This window comes from Pseudomonas sp. Ost2, assembly GCF_018326065.1.
In the GTDB taxonomy this organism is placed as follows: domain Bacteria; phylum Pseudomonadota; class Gammaproteobacteria; order Pseudomonadales; family Pseudomonadaceae; genus Aquipseudomonas; species Aquipseudomonas gingeri.
The window spans coordinates 6,612,903-6,632,431 of sequence record NZ_AP021904.1 but is presented as its reverse complement, the minus strand read 5'-3'; the positions used below and the strand labels follow the sequence as shown (position 1 = coordinate 6,632,431).

Genomic DNA, 19,529 nt, shown 5'->3' with positions numbered 1-19,529 from the left:
TGACGCGAATCGAGAGCGGGGCAGCACTGCCCGCTCTCTGCTCCGCCAGGAGGAAAGGCCTTGAAAGACCTACTGAATTTGCTGAAAAACCAGGGTCAAGTCGAAGAGTTCGACGCCATCCGTATCGGATTGGCATCGCCTGAGATGATCCGTTCGTGGTCGTTCGGTGAAGTTAAAAAGCCGGAAACCATCAACTACCGTACGTTCAAACCAGAGCGTGACGGCCTGTTCTGCGCCAAGATCTTTGGCCCGGTAAAGGATTACGAGTGCCTGTGCGGTAAGTACAAGCGCTTGAAGCACCGTGGTGTGATCTGCGAGAAGTGCGGCGTTGAAGTCGCGCTGGCCAAGGTTCGTCGTGAGCGCATGGCGCACATCGAGCTGGCTTCGCCGGTTGCCCACATCTGGTTCCTGAAGTCCCTGCCGAGCCGTATCGGCCTGCTGATGGACATGACCCTGCGTGATATCGAACGCGTTCTCTACTTCGAGAGCTATGTCGTTATCGACCCGGGCATGACCACCCTTGAAAAAGGCCAGCTGCTGAACGACGAGCAGTACTTCGAAGCCCTCGAAGAGTTCGGTGACGACTTCGACGCCCGCATGGGTGCCGAAGCTGTCCGCGAACTGCTGCACGCGATCGACCTGGAACACGAGATTGGCCGTCTGCGCGAAGAAATTCCGCAAACCAACTCGGAAACCAAGATCAAGAAGCTGTCCAAGCGCCTGAAGTTGATGGAGGCCTTCCAGGGCTCCGGCAACCTGCCTGAGTGGATGGTGTTGACCGTTCTGCCGGTTCTGCCGCCAGACCTGCGTCCACTGGTTCCACTGGATGGCGGCCGCTTCGCGACTTCCGACCTCAACGATCTGTATCGTCGGGTGATCAACCGTAACAACCGTTTGAAGCGTCTGCTGGACCTGTCCGCTCCCGACATCATCGTGCGCAACGAAAAGCGCATGCTGCAGGAAGCTGTGGACGCCCTGCTGGACAACGGTCGTCGCGGTCGTGCCATCACCGGTTCGAACAAGCGTCCTCTGAAATCCCTGGCTGACATGATCAAGGGTAAGCAGGGTCGTTTCCGTCAGAACCTGCTCGGTAAGCGTGTTGACTACTCCGGTCGTTCGGTAATTACCGTAGGCCCGACCCTGCGTCTGCACCAGTGCGGTCTGCCGAAGAAGATGGCCCTCGAGCTGTTCAAACCGTTCATTTTCGGCAAGCTGGAAATGCGTGGTCTGGCGACCACCATCAAGGCCGCCAAGAAGATGGTCGAGCGCGAGCTGCCAGAGGTCTGGGACGTTCTCGCCGAAGTGATTCGCGAACACCCCGTACTGCTCAACCGTGCACCGACCCTTCACCGTCTGGGTATCCAGGCGTTTGAACCGGTACTGATCGAAGGCAAGGCTATCCAGCTGCACCCTCTGGTCTGTGCTGCGTACAACGCCGACTTCGACGGCGACCAGATGGCCGTGCACGTACCGCTGACACTGGAAGCCCAGCTGGAAGCGCGTGCGTTGATGATGTCGACCAACAACATCCTGTCGCCAGCCAACGGTGAGCCGATCATCGTTCCGTCGCAGGACGTTGTATTGGGTCTGTACTACATGACCCGTGAAGCGATCAACGCCAAGGGCGAAGGTCGTATCTTCGCGGACCTGCAGGAAGTCGACCGCGTATTCCGCGCCGGCGAAGCCGCGCTGCACGCCAAGATCAAGGTTCGTATCACTGAAACCGTGAACGACCGTGATGGCGGCAGCGTCCAGAACACCCGTATCGTCGACACCACTGTCGGCCGTGCGCTGCTGTTCCAGGTGGTTCCGAAAGGTCTGTCGTTCGACGTCGTCAACCTGCCGATGAAGAAGAAGGCGATCTCCAAGCTGATCAACCAGTGCTACCGCGTGGTTGGTCTGAAAGAGACCGTGATCTTCGCTGACCAGTTGATGTACACCGGTTTTGCCTATTCGACCATTTCCGGCGTTTCCATCGGTGTTAACGACTTCGTTATCCCGGATGAAAAAGCCCGCATCATCGGTGCTGCCACCGACGAAGTGAAAGAGATCGAAAGTCAGTACGCCTCCGGCCTGGTAACCCAGGGCGAGAAGTACAACAAAGTAATCGACTTGTGGTCCAAGGCGAACGACGAAGTCTCCAAGGCGATGATGGCCAACCTCTCGAAAGAGAAGGTCATCGACCGTCATGGTGTCGAAGTCGACCAGGAGTCCTTCAACTCGATGTACATGATGGCCGACTCGGGTGCACGGGGTTCTGCTGCGCAGATCCGTCAGCTGGCCGGTATGCGTGGCCTGATGGCCAAGCCGGACGGCTCCATCATCGAAACGCCGATTACCGCGAACTTCCGTGAAGGCCTGAGCGTACTCCAGTACTTCATCTCGACTCACGGTGCTCGTAAGGGTCTGGCGGATACCGCGTTGAAAACCGCGAACTCCGGTTACCTGACCCGTCGTCTGGTGGACGTTGCACAAGACCTGGTCGTGACCGAGATCGACTGTGGTACCGAGCACGGCCTGCTGATGACTCCGCACATCGAAGGCGGCGACGTTGTAGAGCCGCTGGGTGAACGCGTTCTGGGTCGAGTCATCGCCCGTGACGTATTCAAGCCGGGTACCGAGGACGTCATCGTTCCTGCTGGCACCCTGGTCGACGAGAAGTGGGTTGAATTCATCGAGCTGAACAGCATCGACGAAGTGATCGTGCGCTCGCCAATCAGCTGTGAAACCCGCTACGGCATCTGCGCCAAGTGCTACGGTCGCGACCTGGCTCGTGGTCACCAGGTGAACATCGGTGAAGCGGTCGGCGTTATCGCTGCCCAGTCCATCGGTGAGCCGGGTACCCAGCTGACCATGCGTACGTTCCACATCGGTGGTGCGGCAAGCCGGACCTCGGCAGCCGACAGCGTTCAGGTGAAGAATGGCGGTACTGTCCGTCTGCACAACCTGAAGCACGTTGAGCGTGTCGATGGTCACCTGGTTGCGGTGTCCCGTTCCGGTGAGCTGGCAATCGCCGACGACTACGGTCGTGAGCGCGAGCGCTACAAGCTGCCGTACGGTGCGGTGATTTCGGTTAAAGAGGGTGACAAGGTCGACGCTGGCGCCATCGTGGCCAAGTGGGATCCGCACACTCACCCGATCGTTACCGAAATGAAAGGTACCGTGACCTACGTGGGCATGGAAGAAGGCATCACGATCAAGCGTCAGACCGACGAATTGACCGGTATGACCAACATTGAAGTGCTCGATGCGAAAGACCGTCCGGCAGCCGGCAAGGACATCCGTCCTGCGGTGAAGATGGTCGACGACAACGGCAAGGATCTGTTGCTGCCAGGCACTGACGTAATCGCTCAGTACTTCCTGCCAGCCAACGCCCTGGTCGGTGTTGCGGACGGTGCGCGGATCGCGATCGGTGACGTTATCGCTCGTATTCCGCAAGAGACTTCGAAGACCCGTGACATCACCGGTGGTCTGCCGCGTGTTGCCGACCTGTTCGAAGCCCGTCGTCCGAAAGAAGCCTCGATTCTGGCTGAAGTCAGCGGCACCATCGCGTTCGGTAAAGAGACCAAGGGCAAGCGTCGTCTGGTCATTACCCCGAACGACGGCAGCGATCCGTACGAAGAGCTGATTCCGAAGTGGCGTCACCTGAACGTCTTCGAAGGCGAACAAGTGAACCGCGGCGAAGTTATCTCCGACGGTCCGAGCGATCCACACGACATCCTGCGTCTGCTGGGTGTGAGTGCGCTGGCCAAGTACATCGTCAACGAGATCCAGGACGTTTACCGTCTGCAAGGCGTGAAGATCAACGACAAGCACATCGAGACCATCCTGCGTCAGATGCTGCGTAAAGTTGAGATCGCCGAATCCGGCGACTCCAGCTTCATCAAGGGCGACCAGATGGAACTGACTCACGTACTGGTGGAAAACGAGCGCCTGGCGACCGAAGACAAGTTCGTGTCCAAGTTCACTCGCGTGTTGCTGGGTATCACCAAGGCGTCGTTGTCGACCGAATCGTTCATCTCCGCGGCCTCTTTCCAAGAGACCACCCGCGTACTGACCGAAGCGGCCGTTACCGGCAAGCGCGATTACCTGCGCGGCCTGAAGGAAAACGTGGTCGTGGGTCGTCTGATCCCGGCCGGTACCGGTCTGGCCTACCACAGCGAGCGCAAGCGTCGCCGTGAACTGGACAAACCGTTGCGCGTAAGCGCCAGTGAAGTGGAAGCTGCACTGACCGAAGCCCTGAACTCGAGCGGTAACTGAGTTCTGCGGCAGTGAAAGCGAGGCCCTGGTAGCCTTTTTCCGATCATCGCGACATTTTTTGTTGCGATGGACGGGGAGGGGAGGCCGGGGCCTTGTCTTGACTGGGGACAAGATCCTCTTTAGACTCTTGTACCCCTAAATTTGGCGGGGATTCGTTCCTGCCATTTTGCTTTTCTTGCAAGACAATAGCGTCGCAAGACAACAGTGGAGCTAGTAGATGGCAACTATCAACCAGCTGGTACGTCAGCCGCGTAAGCGTATCGTCGAGAAATCCGACGTACCTGCGCTGCAGAACTGCCCGCAACGTCGTGGCGTGTGCACCCGTGTGTACACCACTACGCCGAAAAAACCTAACTCGGCACTGCGTAAAGTATGCCGTGTGCGCCTGACCAACGGTTTCGAGGTTTCCTCGTACATCGGTGGTGAAGGTCACAACCTGCAAGAGCACAGCGTGGTACTGATCCGCGGCGGTCGTGTAAAAGACTTGCCAGGTGTTCGTTACCACACCGTTCGCGGCTCTCTGGATACTTCGGGCGTTAAAGGCCGGAACCAGGGTCGTTCGAAGTACGGTACCAAGAAGCCTAAGTAGTAGTGGCTTTTGGTAGCAAAAAACTGATTTCTATTTTTCTGAGTCGATAAGAGTAAGGTCGGGCGTACATCCTCAGGGTGTAGTGGTTCCGAGCTAACCTGAAGACCGTTTGAGGGCTTATCCATGCCAAGAAGACGCGTAGCAGCCAAGCGCGAAGTGCTTGACGATCCAAAATACGGAAGCCAAATCCTGGCCAAGTTCATGAACCACGTGATGGAAAGCGGCAAGAAAGCCGTTGCCGAACGTATCGTTTATGGCGCGCTGGAAAAGGTTAAAGAGCGTAAAGCCGGTACTGATCCCCTGGAACTCTTCGAGAAAGCACTCGACGCCATCGCTCCGCTGGTCGAAGTGAAGTCGCGCCGTGTAGGCGGTGCTACTTACCAGGTTCCGGTTGAAGTTCGTCCGTCCCGTCGTAATGCTCTGGCAATGCGCTGGTTGGTAGACTTCGCCCGTAAGCGCGGCGAGAAGTCTATGGCTCTGCGTTTGGCTGGCGAACTGCTGGACGCCGCCGAAGGTAAAGGTGCTGCAGTTAAGAAGCGTGAAGACGTGCACCGTATGGCTGAAGCCAACAAGGCTTTCTCGCACTACCGCTTCTAATTTTAGCGTCACTCATTTTGCGAGGGCTTTATGGCTCGTACAACCGATATTAAACGCTACCGTAACATTGGTATCGTTGCTCACGTGGACGCGGGTAAGACCACGACTACCGAGCGCGTCCTGTTTTACACGGGCGTAAACCACAAGATGGGCGAGGTGCATGACGGCGCCGCGACCATGGATTGGATGGTGCAGGAGCAGGAGCGGGGTATTACCATTACCTCCGCTGCGACTACCGCATTCTGGGAAGGCTCGAACAAGCAGTTCCCCAAGCACCGCTTCAACATCATCGATACCCCGGGCCACGTTGACTTCACCATCGAAGTAGAGCGCTCCCTGCGCGTACTCGACGGCGCTGTCGTTGTGTTCTGCGGTACTTCGGGTGTTGAGCCGCAGTCGGAAACCGTATGGCGTCAAGCCAACAAGTACGGCGTTCCACGTCTTGTTTACGTCAACAAGATGGACCGTGCCGGCGCAAACTTCCTGCGCGTGATCGGTCAGATCAAGCAGCGTCTGGGTCACACTCCGGTGCCTATCCAGTTGGCTATCGGCTCCGAAGACAACTTCGAAGGTCAGATCGATCTGATCAGCATGGAAGCTGTCCGCTGGAACGACAGCGACAAGGGCATGGCGGCTATCCGCGGTCCTATCCCTGCCGAACTGCAGGAGCTGGCTGAAGAGTGGCGCAGCAACATGGTCGAGGCTGCGGCCGAAGCCAACGAAGAGCTGATGAACAAGTACCTCGAGGGCGAAGAGCTCACCGTCGAGGAAATCAAAGGTGCTCTGCGTCAGCGGACCATCGCCGGTGAAATCGTTCTGGCTGTTTGCGGTTCCTCTTTCAAGAACAAGGGTGTTCCCCTGGTTCTCGACGCCGTTATCGACTACCTGCCCGCGCCAGTGGACATTCCTGCCATCAAGGGTTCCGACCCGGATGACGAGACTGTCGAAATGGAGCGTCATGCAGACGACAACGAGCCGTTCTCGGCTCTGGCGTTCAAGATCGCTACCGACCCATTCGTGGGTACCCTGACCTTTGCCCGTGTTTACTCGGGCGTGTTGAACTCCGGCGACGGCGTGATCAACTCGGTCAAGGGCAAGAAAGAGCGCGTGGGTCGTATGGTGCAAATGCACGCAAACACCCGCGAAGAGATCAAGGAAGTACGCGCTGGCGACATCGCGGCCCTGATCGGCATGAAGGACGTCACCACGGGTGACACCCTCTGCTCGCCTGACAAGCCAATCATCCTGGTTCGCATGGACTTCCCGGAGCCGGTTATCTCGGTTGCCGTTGAGCCGAAGACCAAGGATGACCAGGAAAAAATGGGTATCGCTCTGGGCAAACTTGCTCAGGAAGACCCGTCTTTCCGCGTCAAGACTGATGAAGAGACTGGTCAGACGATCATCTCCGGCATGGGCGAATTGCACCTGGACATCCTGGTTGACCGGATGCGCCGTGAGTTCAACGTCGAAGCCAACATCGGTAAACCACAGGTTTCCTATCGTGAGAAGATCACGAAGTCCTGTGAGATCGAAGGCAAGTTCGTTCGCCAGTCCGGCGGTCGTGGCCAGTTCGGCCATTGCTGGATCCGTTTTGCTCCTGCTGACGAAGGTCAGGAAGGTCTGCAATTCGTGAACGAAGTCGTGGGTGGTGTGGTTCCTAAGGAATACATCCCGGCGATCCAGAAGGGTATCGAAGAGCAGATGAAGAACGGCGTTGTTGCCGGCTATCCGCTGATCGGCCTGAAGGCTACCGTGTTCGATGGTTCTTACCACGACGTCGACTCCAACGAGATGGCGTTCAAGGTGGCTGCTTCCATGGCGACCAAGCAACTCGCGTCCAAGGGCGGCGGTGTTGTACTTGAGCCGATCATGAAGGTAGAAGTTGTAACACCTGAGGACTACATGGGTGACGTGATGGGTGACCTGAACCGTCGTCGTGGTCTGATCCAGGGTATGGAAGACACGGTCTCCGGCAAGGTTATCCGCGCCGAAGTTCCGCTGGGCGAGATGTTCGGTTATGCGACCGACGTTCGTTCCATGTCCCAGGGTCGCGCGAGCTACTCTATGGAATTCTCCAAATACTCCGAAGCTCCGTCGAACGTCGTCGAAGCTATCGTTAAAAAACAAGGCTGATTCAGCCCTTTAGGCAAGGAGTTAATTGTCGTGGCTAAAGAAAAATTTGATCGTTCCCTACCGCACGTCAACGTTGGCACCATCGGTCACGTTGACCATGGTAAAACCACTCTGACTGCTGCTCTGACTCGCGTTTGCTCCGAAGTTTTCGGTTCTGCAGTCGTTGAATTCGACAAGATCGACAGCGCTCCAGAAGAGAAAGCTCGCGGTATCACCATCAACACCGCGCACGTCGAGTACAACTCGAAGATCCGTCACTACGCTCACGTTGACTGCCCAGGTCACGCTGACTACGTGAAGAACATGATCACCGGTGCTGCCCAGATGGACGGCGCGATCCTGGTTTGCTCGGCCGCCGATGGTCCGATGCCACAAACCCGTGAGCACATCCTGCTGTCCCGTCAGGTAGGCGTTCCGTACATCGTGGTTTTCCTGAACAAGGCTGACCTGGTAGACGACGCAGAGCTGCTGGAACTGGTCGAGATGGAAGTTCGCGACCTGCTGAGCACCTACGACTTCCCAGGTGATGACACTCCAATCATCATCGGTTCGGCTCGTATGGCGCTGGAAGGCAAAGACGACAACGAGATGGGCACCACTGCCGTCAAGAAACTGGTAGAAACTCTGGACAGCTACATCCCGGAGCCAGAGCGCGCTATCGACAAGCCGTTCCTGATGCCAATCGAAGACGTGTTCTCGATCTCCGGTCGCGGTACCGTGGTAACTGGCCGTATCGAGCGTGGTATCGTTCGCGTCCAGGATCCACTGGAAATCGTTGGTCTGCGTGACACCACCACCACCACCTGCACCGGTGTTGAAATGTTCCGCAAACTGCTCGACGAAGGTCGTGCTGGCGAGAACTGCGGCGTTCTGCTGCGTGGTACCAAGCGTGACGACGTTGAGCGTGGCCAGGTTCTGGTCAAGCCAGGTTCGGTCAAGCCGCACACCAAGTTCACCGCAGAAGTTTACGTTCTGAGCAAGGAAGAAGGCGGTCGTCATACTCCGTTCTTCAAAGGCTACCGTCCACAGTTCTACTTCCGTACTACTGACGTGACTGGTAACTGCGAGCTGCCAGAAGGCGTTGAAATGGTAATGCCAGGTGACAACATCCAGATGACTGTCACTCTGATCAAGACCATCGCGATGGAAGACGGCCTGCGTTTCGCTATCCGTGAAGGCGGTCGTACCGTCGGCGCCGGCGTCGTAGCCAAAATCATCGAGTAAGCTTCTCATTGAGATAGCTTCGATGCTTTGAAAAAGCCCCCGCCTAGCGGGGGCTTTTTTATTAGGTTGACACCTATCAGGGGCGTCTATAGAATTGCGCCTCCTTTTAACGGGCGTATTGCGCCCGGTGGGAATAGCAGCCGGAGTCTGAAATCCAATGCAAAATCAGCAAATCCGTATCAGGTTGAAGGCTTTTGACCATCGCCTGATCGACCAATCCACCCAGGAAATCGTGGAAACCGCGAAACGTACTGGTGCTCAAGTGCGTGGTCCAATTCCACTGCCTACCCGTAAAGAGCGGTTCACCGTTCTGGTCTCCCCGCACGTCAACAAAGACGCGCGTGACCAGTACGAGATCCGTACTCATAAGCGTGTCCTGGACATCGTCCAGCCAACGGATAAAACCGTTGATGCGCTGATGAAGCTTGATCTTGCGGCAGGTGTGGAAGTGCAGATCAGCCTCGGCTAAGACTCGGTCTTAGTCGTGTAACGCTCTGAAATGGGCGGCCATAGCGGGTGAAAGCCCCGTACACTCATGAGGTTTACAACATGACTATTGGTGTAGTCGGTCGTAAATGCGGTATGACCCGTATTTTCACCGAAGAAGGTGTCTCCATTCCGGTCACGGTCATTGAGATCGAACCGAATCGCGTCACCCAGTTCAAGACTGAAGAAACTGATGGCTACCGTGCAGTGCAAGTTACTGTCGGCGAGCGTCGTGCTTCGCGTGTTACAGCCGCTCAGGCTGGCCACTTCGCCAAGGCGAACGTTGCCGCTGGTCGTACCGTAATGGAATTCCGCCTTGAAGAAGGCGAGTACCAGGCCGGCGATCTGATCAACACTGAAATCTTCGCCGCTGGTCAACTGGTTGATGTAACCGGTCAGTCCAAGGGTAAAGGCTTCCAGGGTACGATCAAGCGTTGGAATTTCCGCGGGCAAGATAACACCCACGGTAACTCCGTATCCCACCGCGTTCCAGGCTCTATCGGCCAGTGCCAGACTCCTGGTCGTGTATTCAAGGGCAAAAAAATGTCCGGTCATATGGGCGCTGAGCGCGTGACCGTGCAGTCCCTGGAAGTAGTGCGCGTGGACGCTGAACGCAATCTGTTGTTGGTCAAGGGCGCTGTTCCTGGCGCTACTGGCGGCAACCTGGTTGTACGTCCAGCAGCCAAGGCTCGCGGTTAAGGGGAAGCTGACATGCAATTAAATGTAAATGACGCTCAAGCGATCGAAGTTTCCGAACTGACATTTGGCGGCGATTTCAACGAGACGCTGGTTCACCAAGCAGTCGTGGCCTACATGGCCGGCGGCCGTCAGGGTAGCAAGCAGCAAAAGACCCGTTCCGACGTTTCCGGTGGCGGCAAGCGCCCATGGCGTCAGAAAGGTACTGGCCGTGCTCGTGCCGGTACTATCCGTAGCCCAATCTGGCGCGGCGGCGGCACCACTTTCGCAGCTCGTCCTCAGGATCACTCCCAGAAGCTGAACAAGAAGATGTATCGCGCAGCAATGCGTTCCATCCTTGCTGAGCTGGTGCGTACTGATCGTCTGGTCGTTGTTCAGGATTTCGCTGTTGAAACCCCGAAAACCAAAGACCTGCTGAGCAAACTGAACAACATGAGCCTGACCGACGTTCTGATCGTGTCGGATGCTGTTGATCAGAACCTGTACCTGGCTGCTCGCAACCTGCCACACGTTGATGTCCGTGACGTGCAAGGTTCCGATCCAGTTAGTCTGATCGCATACGACAAGGTGTTGATCACCGTGTCGGCCGTGAAGAAATTCGAGGAGCTGCTGGGATGAACCAGGAACGCGTATTTAAAGTTCTGCTTGGCCCGCACGTTTCCGAGAAGGCTACGGTTCTGGCAGACAAAAAAGGTCAGTTCGTTTTCAAGGTTGCTACTGACGCAACCAAGCTGGAAATCAAGAAGGCCGTCGAAAGCCTGTTCAGCGTGAAAGTAGAGCGTGTGACTACCCTGAATGTTCTGGGTAAAAGCAAGCGCACTGCTCGCGGTCTGGGCAAGCGTAATGACTGGAAGAAGGCAGTTATCTCCCTTCAGCCAGGCCAAGATCTCGATTTCAGCAGCAGTGCTGAGTAAGGAAGGGGTGCATCATGGCAATCGTTAAATGCAAACCGACTTCCCCTGGCCGCCGTTTTGTGGTCAAGGTGGTCAACCAGGAGCTGCATAAAGGCGCTCCTCACGCACCGCTGCTCGAGAAAAAATCGAAGTCTGGTGGTCGTAACAACAATGGCCGTATTACCACTCGTCACATCGGTGGTGGTCATAAGCAGCATTATCGTCTGGTCGACTTCCGTCGCAACGACAAAGATGGCATCGCTGCCACTGTCGAGCGTATCGAATACGATCCAAACCGTACTGCTCACATCGCACTGCTGCTGTACGCAGACGGCGAGCGTCGCTACATCATCGCCCCTAAAGGCGTGAGTGCTGGTGACCAGCTGATCGCGGGCGCTCTGGCTCCAATCAAGCCAGGTAACGCTCTGCAACTGCGCAACATCCCAGTGGGTTCCACCGTACACGGCATCGAACTGAAGCCAGGTAAAGGTGCACAGATCGCTCGTTCCGCTGGTGCTTCGGCTCAGCTGATCGCTCGTGAAGGTGTCTACGTGACCCTGCGTCTGCGTTCCGGTGAAATGCGTAAAGTGCTGTCGGAATGCCGTGCAACGCTGGGCGAAGTCTCGAACTCCGAGCACAGCCTGCGTTCCCTGGGTAAAGCCGGTGCCAAGCGCTGGCGTGGCGTTCGCCCAACCGTTCGTGGTGTTGCCATGAACCCGGTTGACCACCCACATGGTGGTGGTGAAGGTCGTACCTCTGGTGGTCGTCATCCGGTATCGCCGTGGGGCTTCCCGACTAAGGGCGCGAAGACTCGTGGTAATAAGCGTACCGACAAAATGATCGTCCGTCGTCGCAAGTAAATAGAGGGATACGACAGTGCCACGTTCTCTGAAAAAAGGTCCTTTTATCGATCTTCACCTACTGAAGAAGATCGAAGTGGCGGCGGAAAAGAACGATCGCAAACCAGTGAAAACCTGGTCGCGTCGTTCGATGATCCTGCCACAAATGGTCGGTCTGACCATCGCAGTACACAACGGTCGTCAGCACGTCCCAGTTCTCGTGAACGAAGACATGGTCGGCCACAAACTGGGCGAGTTCGCCGGTACCCGCACTTATCGCGGGCACGTGGCAGACAAGAAAGCCAAGCGTTAAGGGGTTAGGAAATGGAAGTAGCCGCTAAGTTGTCGGGCGCTCGAATCTCCGCCCAGAAAGCCCGCTTGGTCGCCGACCAGATCCGCGGGAAGAAGGTGGGCGAAGCGCTCAACCTGTTGGCTTTCAGCAGTAAGAAAGCCGCCGAGATCATGAAAAAAGTGCTGGAGTCGGCCGTAGCCAACGCCGAGCATAACGAAGGCGCAGACGTTGATGACCTGAAGGTCAGCACCGTTTTCGTCAACGAAGGGCGTTCGCTGAAGCGTATCATGCCGCGTGCCAAAGGCCGTGCTGATCGCATCGTCAAGCGGTCTTGCCATATCACTGTCAAGGTTGCTGACAAGTAACGGAGTCGAAGAGATGGGTCAGAAAGTACATCCCATTGGCATTCGCCTGGGAATCGTCAAGGAGCACACCTCCGTCTGGTACGCAGACGGTCGGACTTATGCGGACTATTTGCTCGCAGATCTGAATGTGCGTGAGTACCTCCAAGACAAACTAAAAAGCGCGTCCGTAAGCCGTATCGATATCCATCGTCCGGCCCAAACTGCACGCATCACCATCCACACCGCTCGTCCAGGTATCGTTATCGGGAAGAAGGGTGAAGATGTTGAGAAACTGCGTCAGGACCTGACCAAGCAAATGGGTGTGCCTGTGCACATCAATATCGAAGAGATCCGCAAGCCGGAGCTCGACGGTATGCTGGTTGCGCAGAGCGTAGCTCAGCAGCTGGAGCGTCGTGTAATGTTCCGTCGCGCTATGAAGCGTGCCGTACAGAACGCAATGCGCATTGGTGCCAAGGGCATCAAAATCCAAGTGAGCGGTCGTCTCGGCGGTGCTGAAATCGCACGTACTGAATGGTATCGCGAAGGTCGTGTGCCACTGCACACCCTGCGTGCCGATATCGACTATGCCACCTACGAAGCTCACACCACCTACGGTGTGATCGGTGTGAAGGTTTGGATCTTCAAAGGCGAAGTAATTGGTGGTCGCCAAGAAGAACTGAAACCACAAGCACCAGCGCCTCGTAAAAAAGCTGCTAAGTAAGGGGTACGCCAAATGTTGCAACCAAAGCGTACGAAGTTCCGCAAGCAGATGACCGGCCACAACCGTGGTCTGGCACTGCGCGGTAGCAAAGTCAGCTTCGGCGAGTTCGCGCTGAAGTCTGTTGCTCGTGGTCGTCTCACCGCTCGTCAGATCGAGTCAGCACGTCGTGCTCTGACCCGTCACGTAAAACGTGGCGGCAAGATCTGGATCCGTGTATTCCCGGACAAGCCTATTTCCAAGAAGCCACTCGAAGTTCGGATGGGTAAAGGTAAGGGTAACGTGGAGTACTGGGTTGCCCAGATTCAGCCAGGCAAAGTCCTGTATGAAATCGAGGGTGTTTCTGAAGAGCTGGCGCGTGAGGCTTTCGCCCTGGCTGCTGCAAAGCTGCCGCTCGCCACCTCCTTTGTTAAACGGACGGTGATGTGATGAAAGCGAATGAACTTCGTGAAAAATCCGCACAGCAGCTGAACGAGCAACTGCTCGGCCTGCTGCGCGACCAGTTCAATCTGCGCATGCAGAAAGCAACTGGCCAGTTGGGGCAGTCTCATCTGCTCTCGCAAGTTAAGCGTGACATCGCTCGCGTGAAGACTGTGCTCAACCAGCAGGCAGGTAAGTGATCATGGCTGAAGCCGAAAAGACTGTCCGTACGCTGACTGGCCGTGTTGTCAGCGACAAGATGGACAAAACCATCACCGTTCTGATCGAGCGTCGCGTAAAGCACCCGATCTACGGTAAATACGTTAAGCGTTCGACTAAGCTGCACGCGCACGACGAAACCAATCAGTGCCATATCGGCGACAAAGTCACTATTCGTGAAACTCGTCCGCTGGCCAAGACCAAGTCTTGGGCACTGGTTGATGTTCTCGAACGCGCTGTGGAAGTCTAAGGACTAGGGGTCGGAGAAATTATATGATTCAGACTCAATCCATGCTCGATGTGGCCGATAACAGCGGCGCTCGCCGCGTTATGTGCATCAAGGTGCTGGGTGGCTCCCATCGTCGTTACGCTGGTATCGGTGACATCATCAAAGTTACCGTCAAGGAAGCAATTCCTCGCGGTAAGGTGAAAAAAGGCCAGGTGATGACTGCTGTTGTAGTCCGCACCCGTCACGGCGTACGTCGTGCTGACGGCTCCATTATCCGCTTTGATGGCAACGCTGCTGTTCTGTTGAACAACAAGCAAGAGCCGATCGGCACCCGTATCTTTGGGCCAGTGACCCGTGAACTTCGTACCGAGAAGTTCATGAAGATCGTCTCGCTCGCCCCAGAAGTGCTGTAAGGAGATCCGACATGCAAAAGATTCGTCGTGACGACGAGATCATCGTGATCGCCGGCAAAGACAAAGGTAAGCGCGGTAAGGTGCTTAAGGTTCTCGCTGACGACCGTCTGGTCGTTGGTGGCTTGAACCTGGTCAAGCGTCATACCAAGCCTAACCCGATGTCGGGCGTACAGGGCGGTATCGTCGAGAAAGAAGCGCCACTGCACGCTTCCAACGTCGCCATTTTCAACGGCGAAACCAACAAGGCTGACCGCGTTGGTTTCAAAGTAGAAGACGGCAAAAAAATTCGTGTCTTCAAGTCGACCCAAAAAGCGGTTGATGCTTGAACACTGCTAGGTAGAAGACCATGGCACGACTGAAAGAGATTTACCGGAAGGAAATCGCTCCGAAGCTTAAGGAAGAACTTAAGCTGGCGAACGTGATGGAAGTTCCGCGCATTACCAAGATCACCCTGAACATGGGTCTGGGCGAAGCGATCGGCGACAAGAAAGTCATCGAGCACGCTGTTGCTGACCTGGAAAAGATCACCGGCCAGAAGGTCGTCGTGACTCACGCTCGCAAATCCATCGCAGGCTTCAAAGTCCGCGAAGGTTGGCCGATCGGTGTCAAGGTGACCCTGCGTCGCGATCGTATGTATGAGTTCCTGGATCGTCTGCTGTCGATCTCCCTGCCTCGGGTTCGCGACTTCCGCGGCCTGAATGCCAAGTCCTTCGATGGTCGTGGCAACTACAGCATGGGCGTGAAAGAGCAGATCATTTTCCCGGAAATCGATTACGACAAGATCGATGCTCTGCGCGGTCTGGACATTACCCTGACCACCACTGCCAAATCGGATGAAGAAGGTCGCGCACTGCTGCGTGCTTTCAAATTCCCGTTCCGCAACTGATTGGAGTAGGAAAATGGCCAAGAAGAGCATGAAAAACCGTGAGCTGAAGCGTCAGCTCACCGTTGCCAAGTACGCCGTCAAGCGTGCAGCGCTCAAAGCAATCATCGTTGATCTGAACGCAAGTCCAGAAGCGCGTTGGGAAGCTTCCGTAGCCCTGCAGAAGCAGCCACGTGACGCAAGCGCCTCGCGCATGCGTAACCGCTGCCGCATCACCGGTCGTCCGCACGGCGTTTACCGCAAGTTCGGCCTCGGCCGTAACAAGCTGCGTGAAGCTGCAATGCGTGGTGACGTACCAGGTCTGGTCAAAGCCAGCTGGTAAGCCATACCGCCCAAGTCACTGCGGTCGGGGTCGCAAGAACCTGACCGCCGGTGACCTTGAGTATGAATCAAGCCCCTTTTGGGGCTTGATTCATTTCTGGTGTGTGTCTAGAATGACCGGCTCGCCTGAGCCCGCACTTTTTGCGTGCGGAGTACCTCGGCGACAGTTGCAGCCGCAAGGCTCATTTTTTTTGTATCAGGAGCGTCTAGCCCATGAGTATGCAGGACCCGTTAGCGGACATGCTAACTCGAATCCGTAATGCCCAGATGGCTGAAAAGTCCGTCGTAAGCATGCCGTCTTCCACGCTGAAGGTGGCTGTAGCAAAAGTCCTGAAGGACGAAGGTTACATCGCGGGTTTTCAGATCACCACCGACGCCAAGCCGTCGCTGTCCATCGAGCTGAAGTACTTCGAAGGCCGTCCGGTCATCGAGGAAGTGAAGCGCGTTAGCCGTCCAGGCCTGCGTCAGTACAAGTCCGTCGAAGACCTGCCGAAAGTTCGTGGCGGTCTGGGCGTGTCTATCGTCTCCACCAACAAGGGTGTGATGACTGATCGTGCTGCGCGCGCTGCCGGTGTCGGCGGCGAAGTTCTTTGCACTGTGTTCTAAGGGGGGATAAGCATGTCTCGCGTCGCTAAGAACCCCGTTAAGCTGCCAGCTGGTGTCGAAGTAAAATTCGCCGGCCAACAGCTTTCGGTGAAGGGTGCCAAGGGCACTCTCGAACTGAACATCCATTCGTCCGTTGAGATTGTTGAAGAAGCTGGTGAGCTGCGTTTCGCTGCTCGCAACGGCGATCAACAGACTCGCGCAATGGCTGGTACCACTCGTGCGTTGGTAAACAACATGGTCCAAGGCGTAAGCCAAGGCTTCGAGCGCAAGCTCCAGCTGGTCGGTGTTGGTTACAAGGCGCAAGCAAAAGGCACAGTGCTGAACCTGGCTCTTGGCTTCTCGCACCCAGTGGATTACGAACTGCCGGAAGGCATCACCGCTGAGACTCCTAGCCAGACCGATATCCTGATCAGGGGCATCGACAAGCAGCTGGTAGGTCAAGTGGCCGCCGAGATCCGCGACTTCCGTCCACCAGAGCCGTACAAAGGCAAAGGTGTGCGCTACGCGGACGAAGTCGTCCGTCGTAAAGAAGCCAAGAAGAAGTAGGGCATAGCAAATGACCGACAAAAAAGTTACTCGACTGCGTCGCGCTCGCAAAGCACGCCTGAAAATGCACGAACTCGAAGTCGTGCGTCTCTGCGTGTTCCGCTCTTCGCAGCACATCTACGCCCAGGTCATTTCGGCCGACGGCAACAAAGTCCTGGCAAGTGCCTCGACTTTGGATAAAGAACTGCGTGATGGTGCCACCGGCAACATCGACGCGGCCACTAAGGTTGGCCAGCTGGTCGCTTCGCGTGCTAAAGCCGCAGGCGTCTCGCAGGTGGCTTTCGACCGCTCTGGCTTCAAGTACCACGGCCGCGTCAAGGCGCTGGCTGATGCTGCTCGTGAAGCTGGGCTGGAGTTCTAAGTTATGTCAAATAACGACCAAAAGCGCGACGAAGGCTACATCGAGAAGCTGGTTCAAGTTAACCGCGTAGCCAAAACCGTTAAAGGCGGCCGTATCTTCACTTTCACTGCGTTGACCGTGGTTGGTGATGGTAAGGGCCGTGTAGGCTTCGGCCGTGGCAAGTCGCGTGAAGTGCCTGCTGCGATCCAGAAGGCTATGGAAGCTGCTCGCCGCAACATGATCCAGGTGGACCTGAACGGCACCACTCTGCAGTACGCCATGAAGTCCGCCCACGGCGCTTCCAAGGTTTACATGCAGCCTGCTTCTGAAGGTACCGGTATCATCGCTGGCGGCGCTATGCGTGCTGTCCTCGAAGTTGCTGGCGTTCAGAACGTTCTGGCCAAGTGCTACGGTTCGACCAACCCGGTAAACGTGGTTCACGCCACTTTCAAGGGTTTGAAGGCCATGCAGTCCCCTGAGTCCATTGCTGCCAAGCGCGGCAAAACTGCAGCGGAGATCCTGTGATCATGGCAACCGTAAAAGTAACGCTGATCAAAAGCATGACCGGCCGCATCCCTAACCACAAACTGTGCGTTAAGGGTCTGGGTCTGCGTCGCATCGGTCACACTGTAGAAGTCCAGGATACTCCCGAGAATCGCGGGATGATCAACAAGGCTTACTACATGCTGCGTGTCGAGGGTTAATCGATGAAACTCAATGATCTGAGTCCAGCGCCGGGTTCCCGTCGCGAAAAGCATCGTCCGGGCCGTGGTATCGGTAGTGGTTTGGGTAAGACTGGTGGCCGTGGTCACAAAGGTCAGACTTCCCGCTCCGGTGGCACCATTGCTCCAGGCTTTGAAGGCGGTCAACAGCCGCTGCATCGTCGCCTGCCGAAGTTCGGTTTCGTTTCCCTGAAAGCCATGGACCGCGCAGAAGTGCGTCTGTCCGAGCTGGCCAAGGTGGAAGGCGACATCGTTACCGTGCAGTCCCTGAAAGATGCCAACGTGATCAACCAGAACGTACAGCGTGTGAAAATCATGCTGTCGGGCGAAGTGACTCGCGCTGTAACTATCAAGGGCATCGCCGCCACCAAAGGTGCGCGTGCGGCTATCGAAGCAGCTGGCGGCAAGTTCGAGGAATAAATGGCTAAGCAAGGTGCTCTCTCAGCGCTCAGCAAAGGCGGGTTATCTGAGCTCTGGGCTCGACTGCGTTTTCTATTCCTGGCGATTATCGTCTACCGGATAGGCGCACACATCCCAGTTCCAGGTATCAACCCGGACCGGCTGGCGGACCTGTTTCGACAGAATGAGGGGACCATTCTTAGCTTGTTCAACATGTTTTCCGGCGGCGCGCTGGAGCGGATGAGCATTTTTGCACTGGGGATCATGCCGTACATCTCGGCATCGATCATCATGCAACTGATGACCGCCGTCAGCCCGCAGCTGGAGCAGTTGAAGAAGGAAGGTGAGGCTGGTCGTCGCAAGATCAGCCAATACACCCGCTATGGCACCGTCGTCCTGGCCCTTGTTCAAGCCATTGGCATGTCCATTGGTCTGGCTGGTCAGGGCGTCGCTTTTACTGGTGACTTCGGCTTCCATTTCGTTGCAGTGTCCACCTTCGTGGCCGGTGCGATGTTCATGATGTGGCTGGGTGAGCAGATTACAGAGCGCGGTGTGGGTAACGGTATCTCGATGTTGATTTTTTCGGGTATCGTCGCCGGTCTTCCGAGAGCGATCGGGCAGTCTTTCGAGTCTGCACGTCAGGGTGATATCAACATCTTCGCCCTGGTTGCCATCGGTTTGCTGGCAGTAGCGATTATCGGTTTCGTGGTGTTCATTGAGCGTGGCCAGCGTCGTATTGCTGTTCACTACGCCAAGCGTCAGCAGGGCCGCAAGGTTTTCGCTGCGCAGACAAGCCACTTGCCGCTGAAAGTGAATATGGCCGGTGTAATTCCTGCTATCTTCGCGAGCAGCATTTTGCTGTTCCCGGCTTCGCTGGGTGCCTGGTTCGGTCAGTCTGAAGGTATGGGCTGGTTGCAGGACATCTCGCAGTCGATCGCTCCTGGTCAGCCGTTGAATATTCTGCTGTTTAGTGCAGGGATTATTTTCTTCTGCTTCTTCTATACGGCGTTGATGTTCAATCCGAAAGACGTAGCGGAAAACCTGAAGAAGTCCGGTGCCTTTATTCCGGGTATCCGTCCAGGCGAGCAGTCGGCGCGCTACATTGATGGCGTTCTGACCCGTTTGACCATGTTCGGTGCTCTTTATATGACGGCCGTGTGCCTGCTGCCCCAGTTCCTGGTGGTTGCAGCAAACGTTCCGTTCTACCTTGGCGGGACCTCGTTGCTGATCGTGGTCGTGGTTGTGATGGACTTTATGTCCCAAGTGCAATCGCACCTCGTTTCGCACCAGTACGAATCCCTGATGAAGAAAGCCAACCTGAAGGGCTACGGCAGCGGCATGCTGCGCTGAAGCACCCATA

General features: G+C 56.2%; 27 protein-coding genes. All 27 read left to right on the top strand.

The window, feature by feature from the left end; translation table 11 throughout:
• Positions 1–60: 60 nt before the first annotated feature.
• The 27 genes from rpoC (at position 61) to secY (ending at position 19,519) form a co-directional block, all read left to right on the top strand.
• Positions 61–4,260 (top strand): DNA-directed RNA polymerase subunit beta', encoded by a 4,200-nt coding sequence (rpoC, locus tag KI243_RS29390; RefSeq protein ID WP_017123207.1) that lies wholly within the window; start codon positions 61–63, stop codon positions 4,258–4,260.
• A 217-nt stretch (positions 4,261–4,477) separates the two neighbouring features.
• Positions 4,478–4,849 (top strand): 30S ribosomal protein S12, encoded by a 372-nt coding sequence (gene rpsL / locus KI243_RS29385; protein ID WP_002555494.1) that lies wholly within the window; start codon positions 4,478–4,480, stop codon positions 4,847–4,849.
• 123 nt (positions 4,850–4,972) lie between these two features.
• Complete coding sequence (rpsG, locus tag KI243_RS29380; RefSeq protein WP_017123206.1) at positions 4,973–5,446, top strand: 30S ribosomal protein S7; 474 nt, start codon at positions 4,973–4,975, stop codon at positions 5,444–5,446.
• 30 nt (positions 5,447–5,476) lie between these two features.
• A complete protein-coding gene (gene fusA / locus KI243_RS29375; RefSeq protein WP_042934139.1) occupies positions 5,477–7,579 on the top strand; it encodes an elongation factor G in 2,103 nt (700 codons plus the stop codon).
• A gap of 30 nt (positions 7,580–7,609) precedes the next feature.
• Positions 7,610–8,803, top strand: coding sequence for an elongation factor Tu (gene tuf, locus KI243_RS29370; RefSeq protein ID WP_095160007.1), 1,194 nt, complete (start codon positions 7,610–7,612; stop codon positions 8,801–8,803).
• 157 nt (positions 8,804–8,960) lie between these two features.
• Positions 8,961–9,272 carry a 30S ribosomal protein S10 gene (gene rpsJ, locus KI243_RS29365; protein WP_003186070.1) on the top strand — a complete coding sequence of 104 codons (312 nt, stop codon included), beginning with the start codon at positions 8,961–8,963 and terminating at the stop codon, positions 9,270–9,272.
• Positions 9,273–9,352: 80 nt separating this feature from the next.
• Positions 9,353–9,988 carry a 50S ribosomal protein L3 gene (rplC, locus tag KI243_RS29360; protein WP_017123246.1) on the top strand — a complete coding sequence of 212 codons (636 nt, stop codon included), beginning with the start codon at positions 9,353–9,355 and terminating at the stop codon, positions 9,986–9,988.
• Between the two features lie 12 nt (positions 9,989–10,000).
• On the top strand, positions 10,001–10,603 hold the full coding sequence (gene rplD / locus KI243_RS29355; RefSeq protein WP_042934176.1) for a 50S ribosomal protein L4: 603 nt from the start codon (positions 10,001–10,003) through the stop codon (positions 10,601–10,603).
• Positions 10,600–10,899, top strand: a complete 300-nt coding sequence (gene rplW, locus KI243_RS29350) for a 50S ribosomal protein L23 (protein ID WP_002555488.1) — start codon at positions 10,600–10,602, stop codon at positions 10,897–10,899. The genes rplD and rplW overlap by 4 nt, the downstream gene beginning before the upstream one ends.
• A 14-nt stretch (positions 10,900–10,913) precedes the next feature.
• The gene (gene rplB, locus KI243_RS29345; protein WP_003317104.1) at positions 10,914–11,738 is read left to right on the top strand and encodes a 50S ribosomal protein L2; all 825 of its coding nucleotides are present in this window, start codon (positions 10,914–10,916) and stop codon (positions 11,736–11,738) included.
• A 16-nt stretch (positions 11,739–11,754) separates the two neighbouring features.
• Positions 11,755–12,030, top strand: coding sequence for a 30S ribosomal protein S19 (gene rpsS, locus KI243_RS29340; protein WP_002555486.1), 276 nt, complete (start codon positions 11,755–11,757; stop codon positions 12,028–12,030).
• A gap of 11 nt (positions 12,031–12,041) precedes the next feature.
• On the top strand, positions 12,042–12,374 hold the full coding sequence (gene rplV / locus KI243_RS29335; RefSeq protein WP_003103908.1) for a 50S ribosomal protein L22: 333 nt from the start codon (positions 12,042–12,044) through the stop codon (positions 12,372–12,374).
• A 13-nt stretch (positions 12,375–12,387) separates the two neighbouring features.
• Positions 12,388–13,074: a 30S ribosomal protein S3 gene (gene rpsC / locus KI243_RS29330; protein ID WP_007924192.1), complete on the top strand. Its 687-nt coding sequence runs from the start codon at positions 12,388–12,390 to the stop codon at positions 13,072–13,074.
• A gap of 12 nt (positions 13,075–13,086) precedes the next feature.
• A complete protein-coding gene (gene rplP / locus KI243_RS29325; protein WP_003228729.1) occupies positions 13,087–13,500 on the top strand; it encodes a 50S ribosomal protein L16 in 414 nt (137 codons plus the stop codon).
• The gene (rpmC, locus tag KI243_RS29320) at positions 13,500–13,691 is read left to right on the top strand and encodes a 50S ribosomal protein L29 (RefSeq protein ID WP_002555481.1); all 192 of its coding nucleotides are present in this window, start codon (positions 13,500–13,502) and stop codon (positions 13,689–13,691) included. Before rplP ends, rpmC begins: the two co-directional genes overlap by 1 nt.
• A 2-nt stretch (positions 13,692–13,693) precedes the next feature.
• Entirely contained in the window at positions 13,694–13,960 is a 267-nt protein-coding gene (gene rpsQ, locus KI243_RS29315) for a 30S ribosomal protein S17 (protein WP_003176419.1), read from the top strand.
• Positions 13,961–13,983: 23 nt separating this feature from the next.
• Entirely contained in the window at positions 13,984–14,352 is a 369-nt protein-coding gene (rplN, locus tag KI243_RS29310; protein WP_002555479.1) for a 50S ribosomal protein L14, read from the top strand.
• A gap of 11 nt (positions 14,353–14,363) precedes the next feature.
• A complete protein-coding gene (gene rplX / locus KI243_RS29305) occupies positions 14,364–14,678 on the top strand; it encodes a 50S ribosomal protein L24 (protein ID WP_007896770.1) in 315 nt (104 codons plus the stop codon).
• A gap of 20 nt (positions 14,679–14,698) precedes the next feature.
• On the top strand, positions 14,699–15,238 hold the full coding sequence (gene rplE, locus KI243_RS29300) for a 50S ribosomal protein L5 (protein ID WP_017123249.1): 540 nt from the start codon (positions 14,699–14,701) through the stop codon (positions 15,236–15,238).
• Between the two features lie 13 nt (positions 15,239–15,251).
• On the top strand, positions 15,252–15,557 hold the full coding sequence (gene rpsN / locus KI243_RS29295; protein ID WP_017123250.1) for a 30S ribosomal protein S14: 306 nt from the start codon (positions 15,252–15,254) through the stop codon (positions 15,555–15,557).
• 212 nt (positions 15,558–15,769) lie between these two features.
• Positions 15,770–16,162 carry a 30S ribosomal protein S8 gene (gene rpsH, locus KI243_RS29290; protein WP_007955638.1) on the top strand — a complete coding sequence of 131 codons (393 nt, stop codon included), beginning with the start codon at positions 15,770–15,772 and terminating at the stop codon, positions 16,160–16,162.
• Between the two features lie 12 nt (positions 16,163–16,174).
• Complete coding sequence (gene rplF / locus KI243_RS29285) at positions 16,175–16,708, top strand: 50S ribosomal protein L6 (protein WP_007896774.1); 534 nt, start codon at positions 16,175–16,177, stop codon at positions 16,706–16,708.
• Between the two features lie 10 nt (positions 16,709–16,718).
• Positions 16,719–17,069 carry a 50S ribosomal protein L18 gene (rplR, locus tag KI243_RS29280; RefSeq protein WP_010443919.1) on the top strand — a complete coding sequence of 117 codons (351 nt, stop codon included), beginning with the start codon at positions 16,719–16,721 and terminating at the stop codon, positions 17,067–17,069.
• A gap of 3 nt (positions 17,070–17,072) precedes the next feature.
• Positions 17,073–17,573 carry a 30S ribosomal protein S5 gene (gene rpsE / locus KI243_RS29275; RefSeq protein ID WP_010443918.1) on the top strand — a complete coding sequence of 167 codons (501 nt, stop codon included), beginning with the start codon at positions 17,073–17,075 and terminating at the stop codon, positions 17,571–17,573.
• Positions 17,574–17,575: 2 nt separating this feature from the next.
• The gene (rpmD, locus tag KI243_RS29270; protein WP_003176408.1) at positions 17,576–17,752 is read left to right on the top strand and encodes a 50S ribosomal protein L30; all 177 of its coding nucleotides are present in this window, start codon (positions 17,576–17,578) and stop codon (positions 17,750–17,752) included.
• A gap of 3 nt (positions 17,753–17,755) precedes the next feature.
• Positions 17,756–18,190 (top strand): 50S ribosomal protein L15, encoded by a 435-nt coding sequence (gene rplO / locus KI243_RS29265; RefSeq protein WP_007924183.1) that lies wholly within the window; start codon positions 17,756–17,758, stop codon positions 18,188–18,190.
• A complete protein-coding gene (gene secY, locus KI243_RS29260) occupies positions 18,191–19,519 on the top strand; it encodes a preprotein translocase subunit SecY (protein ID WP_017123252.1) in 1,329 nt (442 codons plus the stop codon).
• The last annotated feature ends 10 nt before the right edge of the window (positions 19,520–19,529 follow it).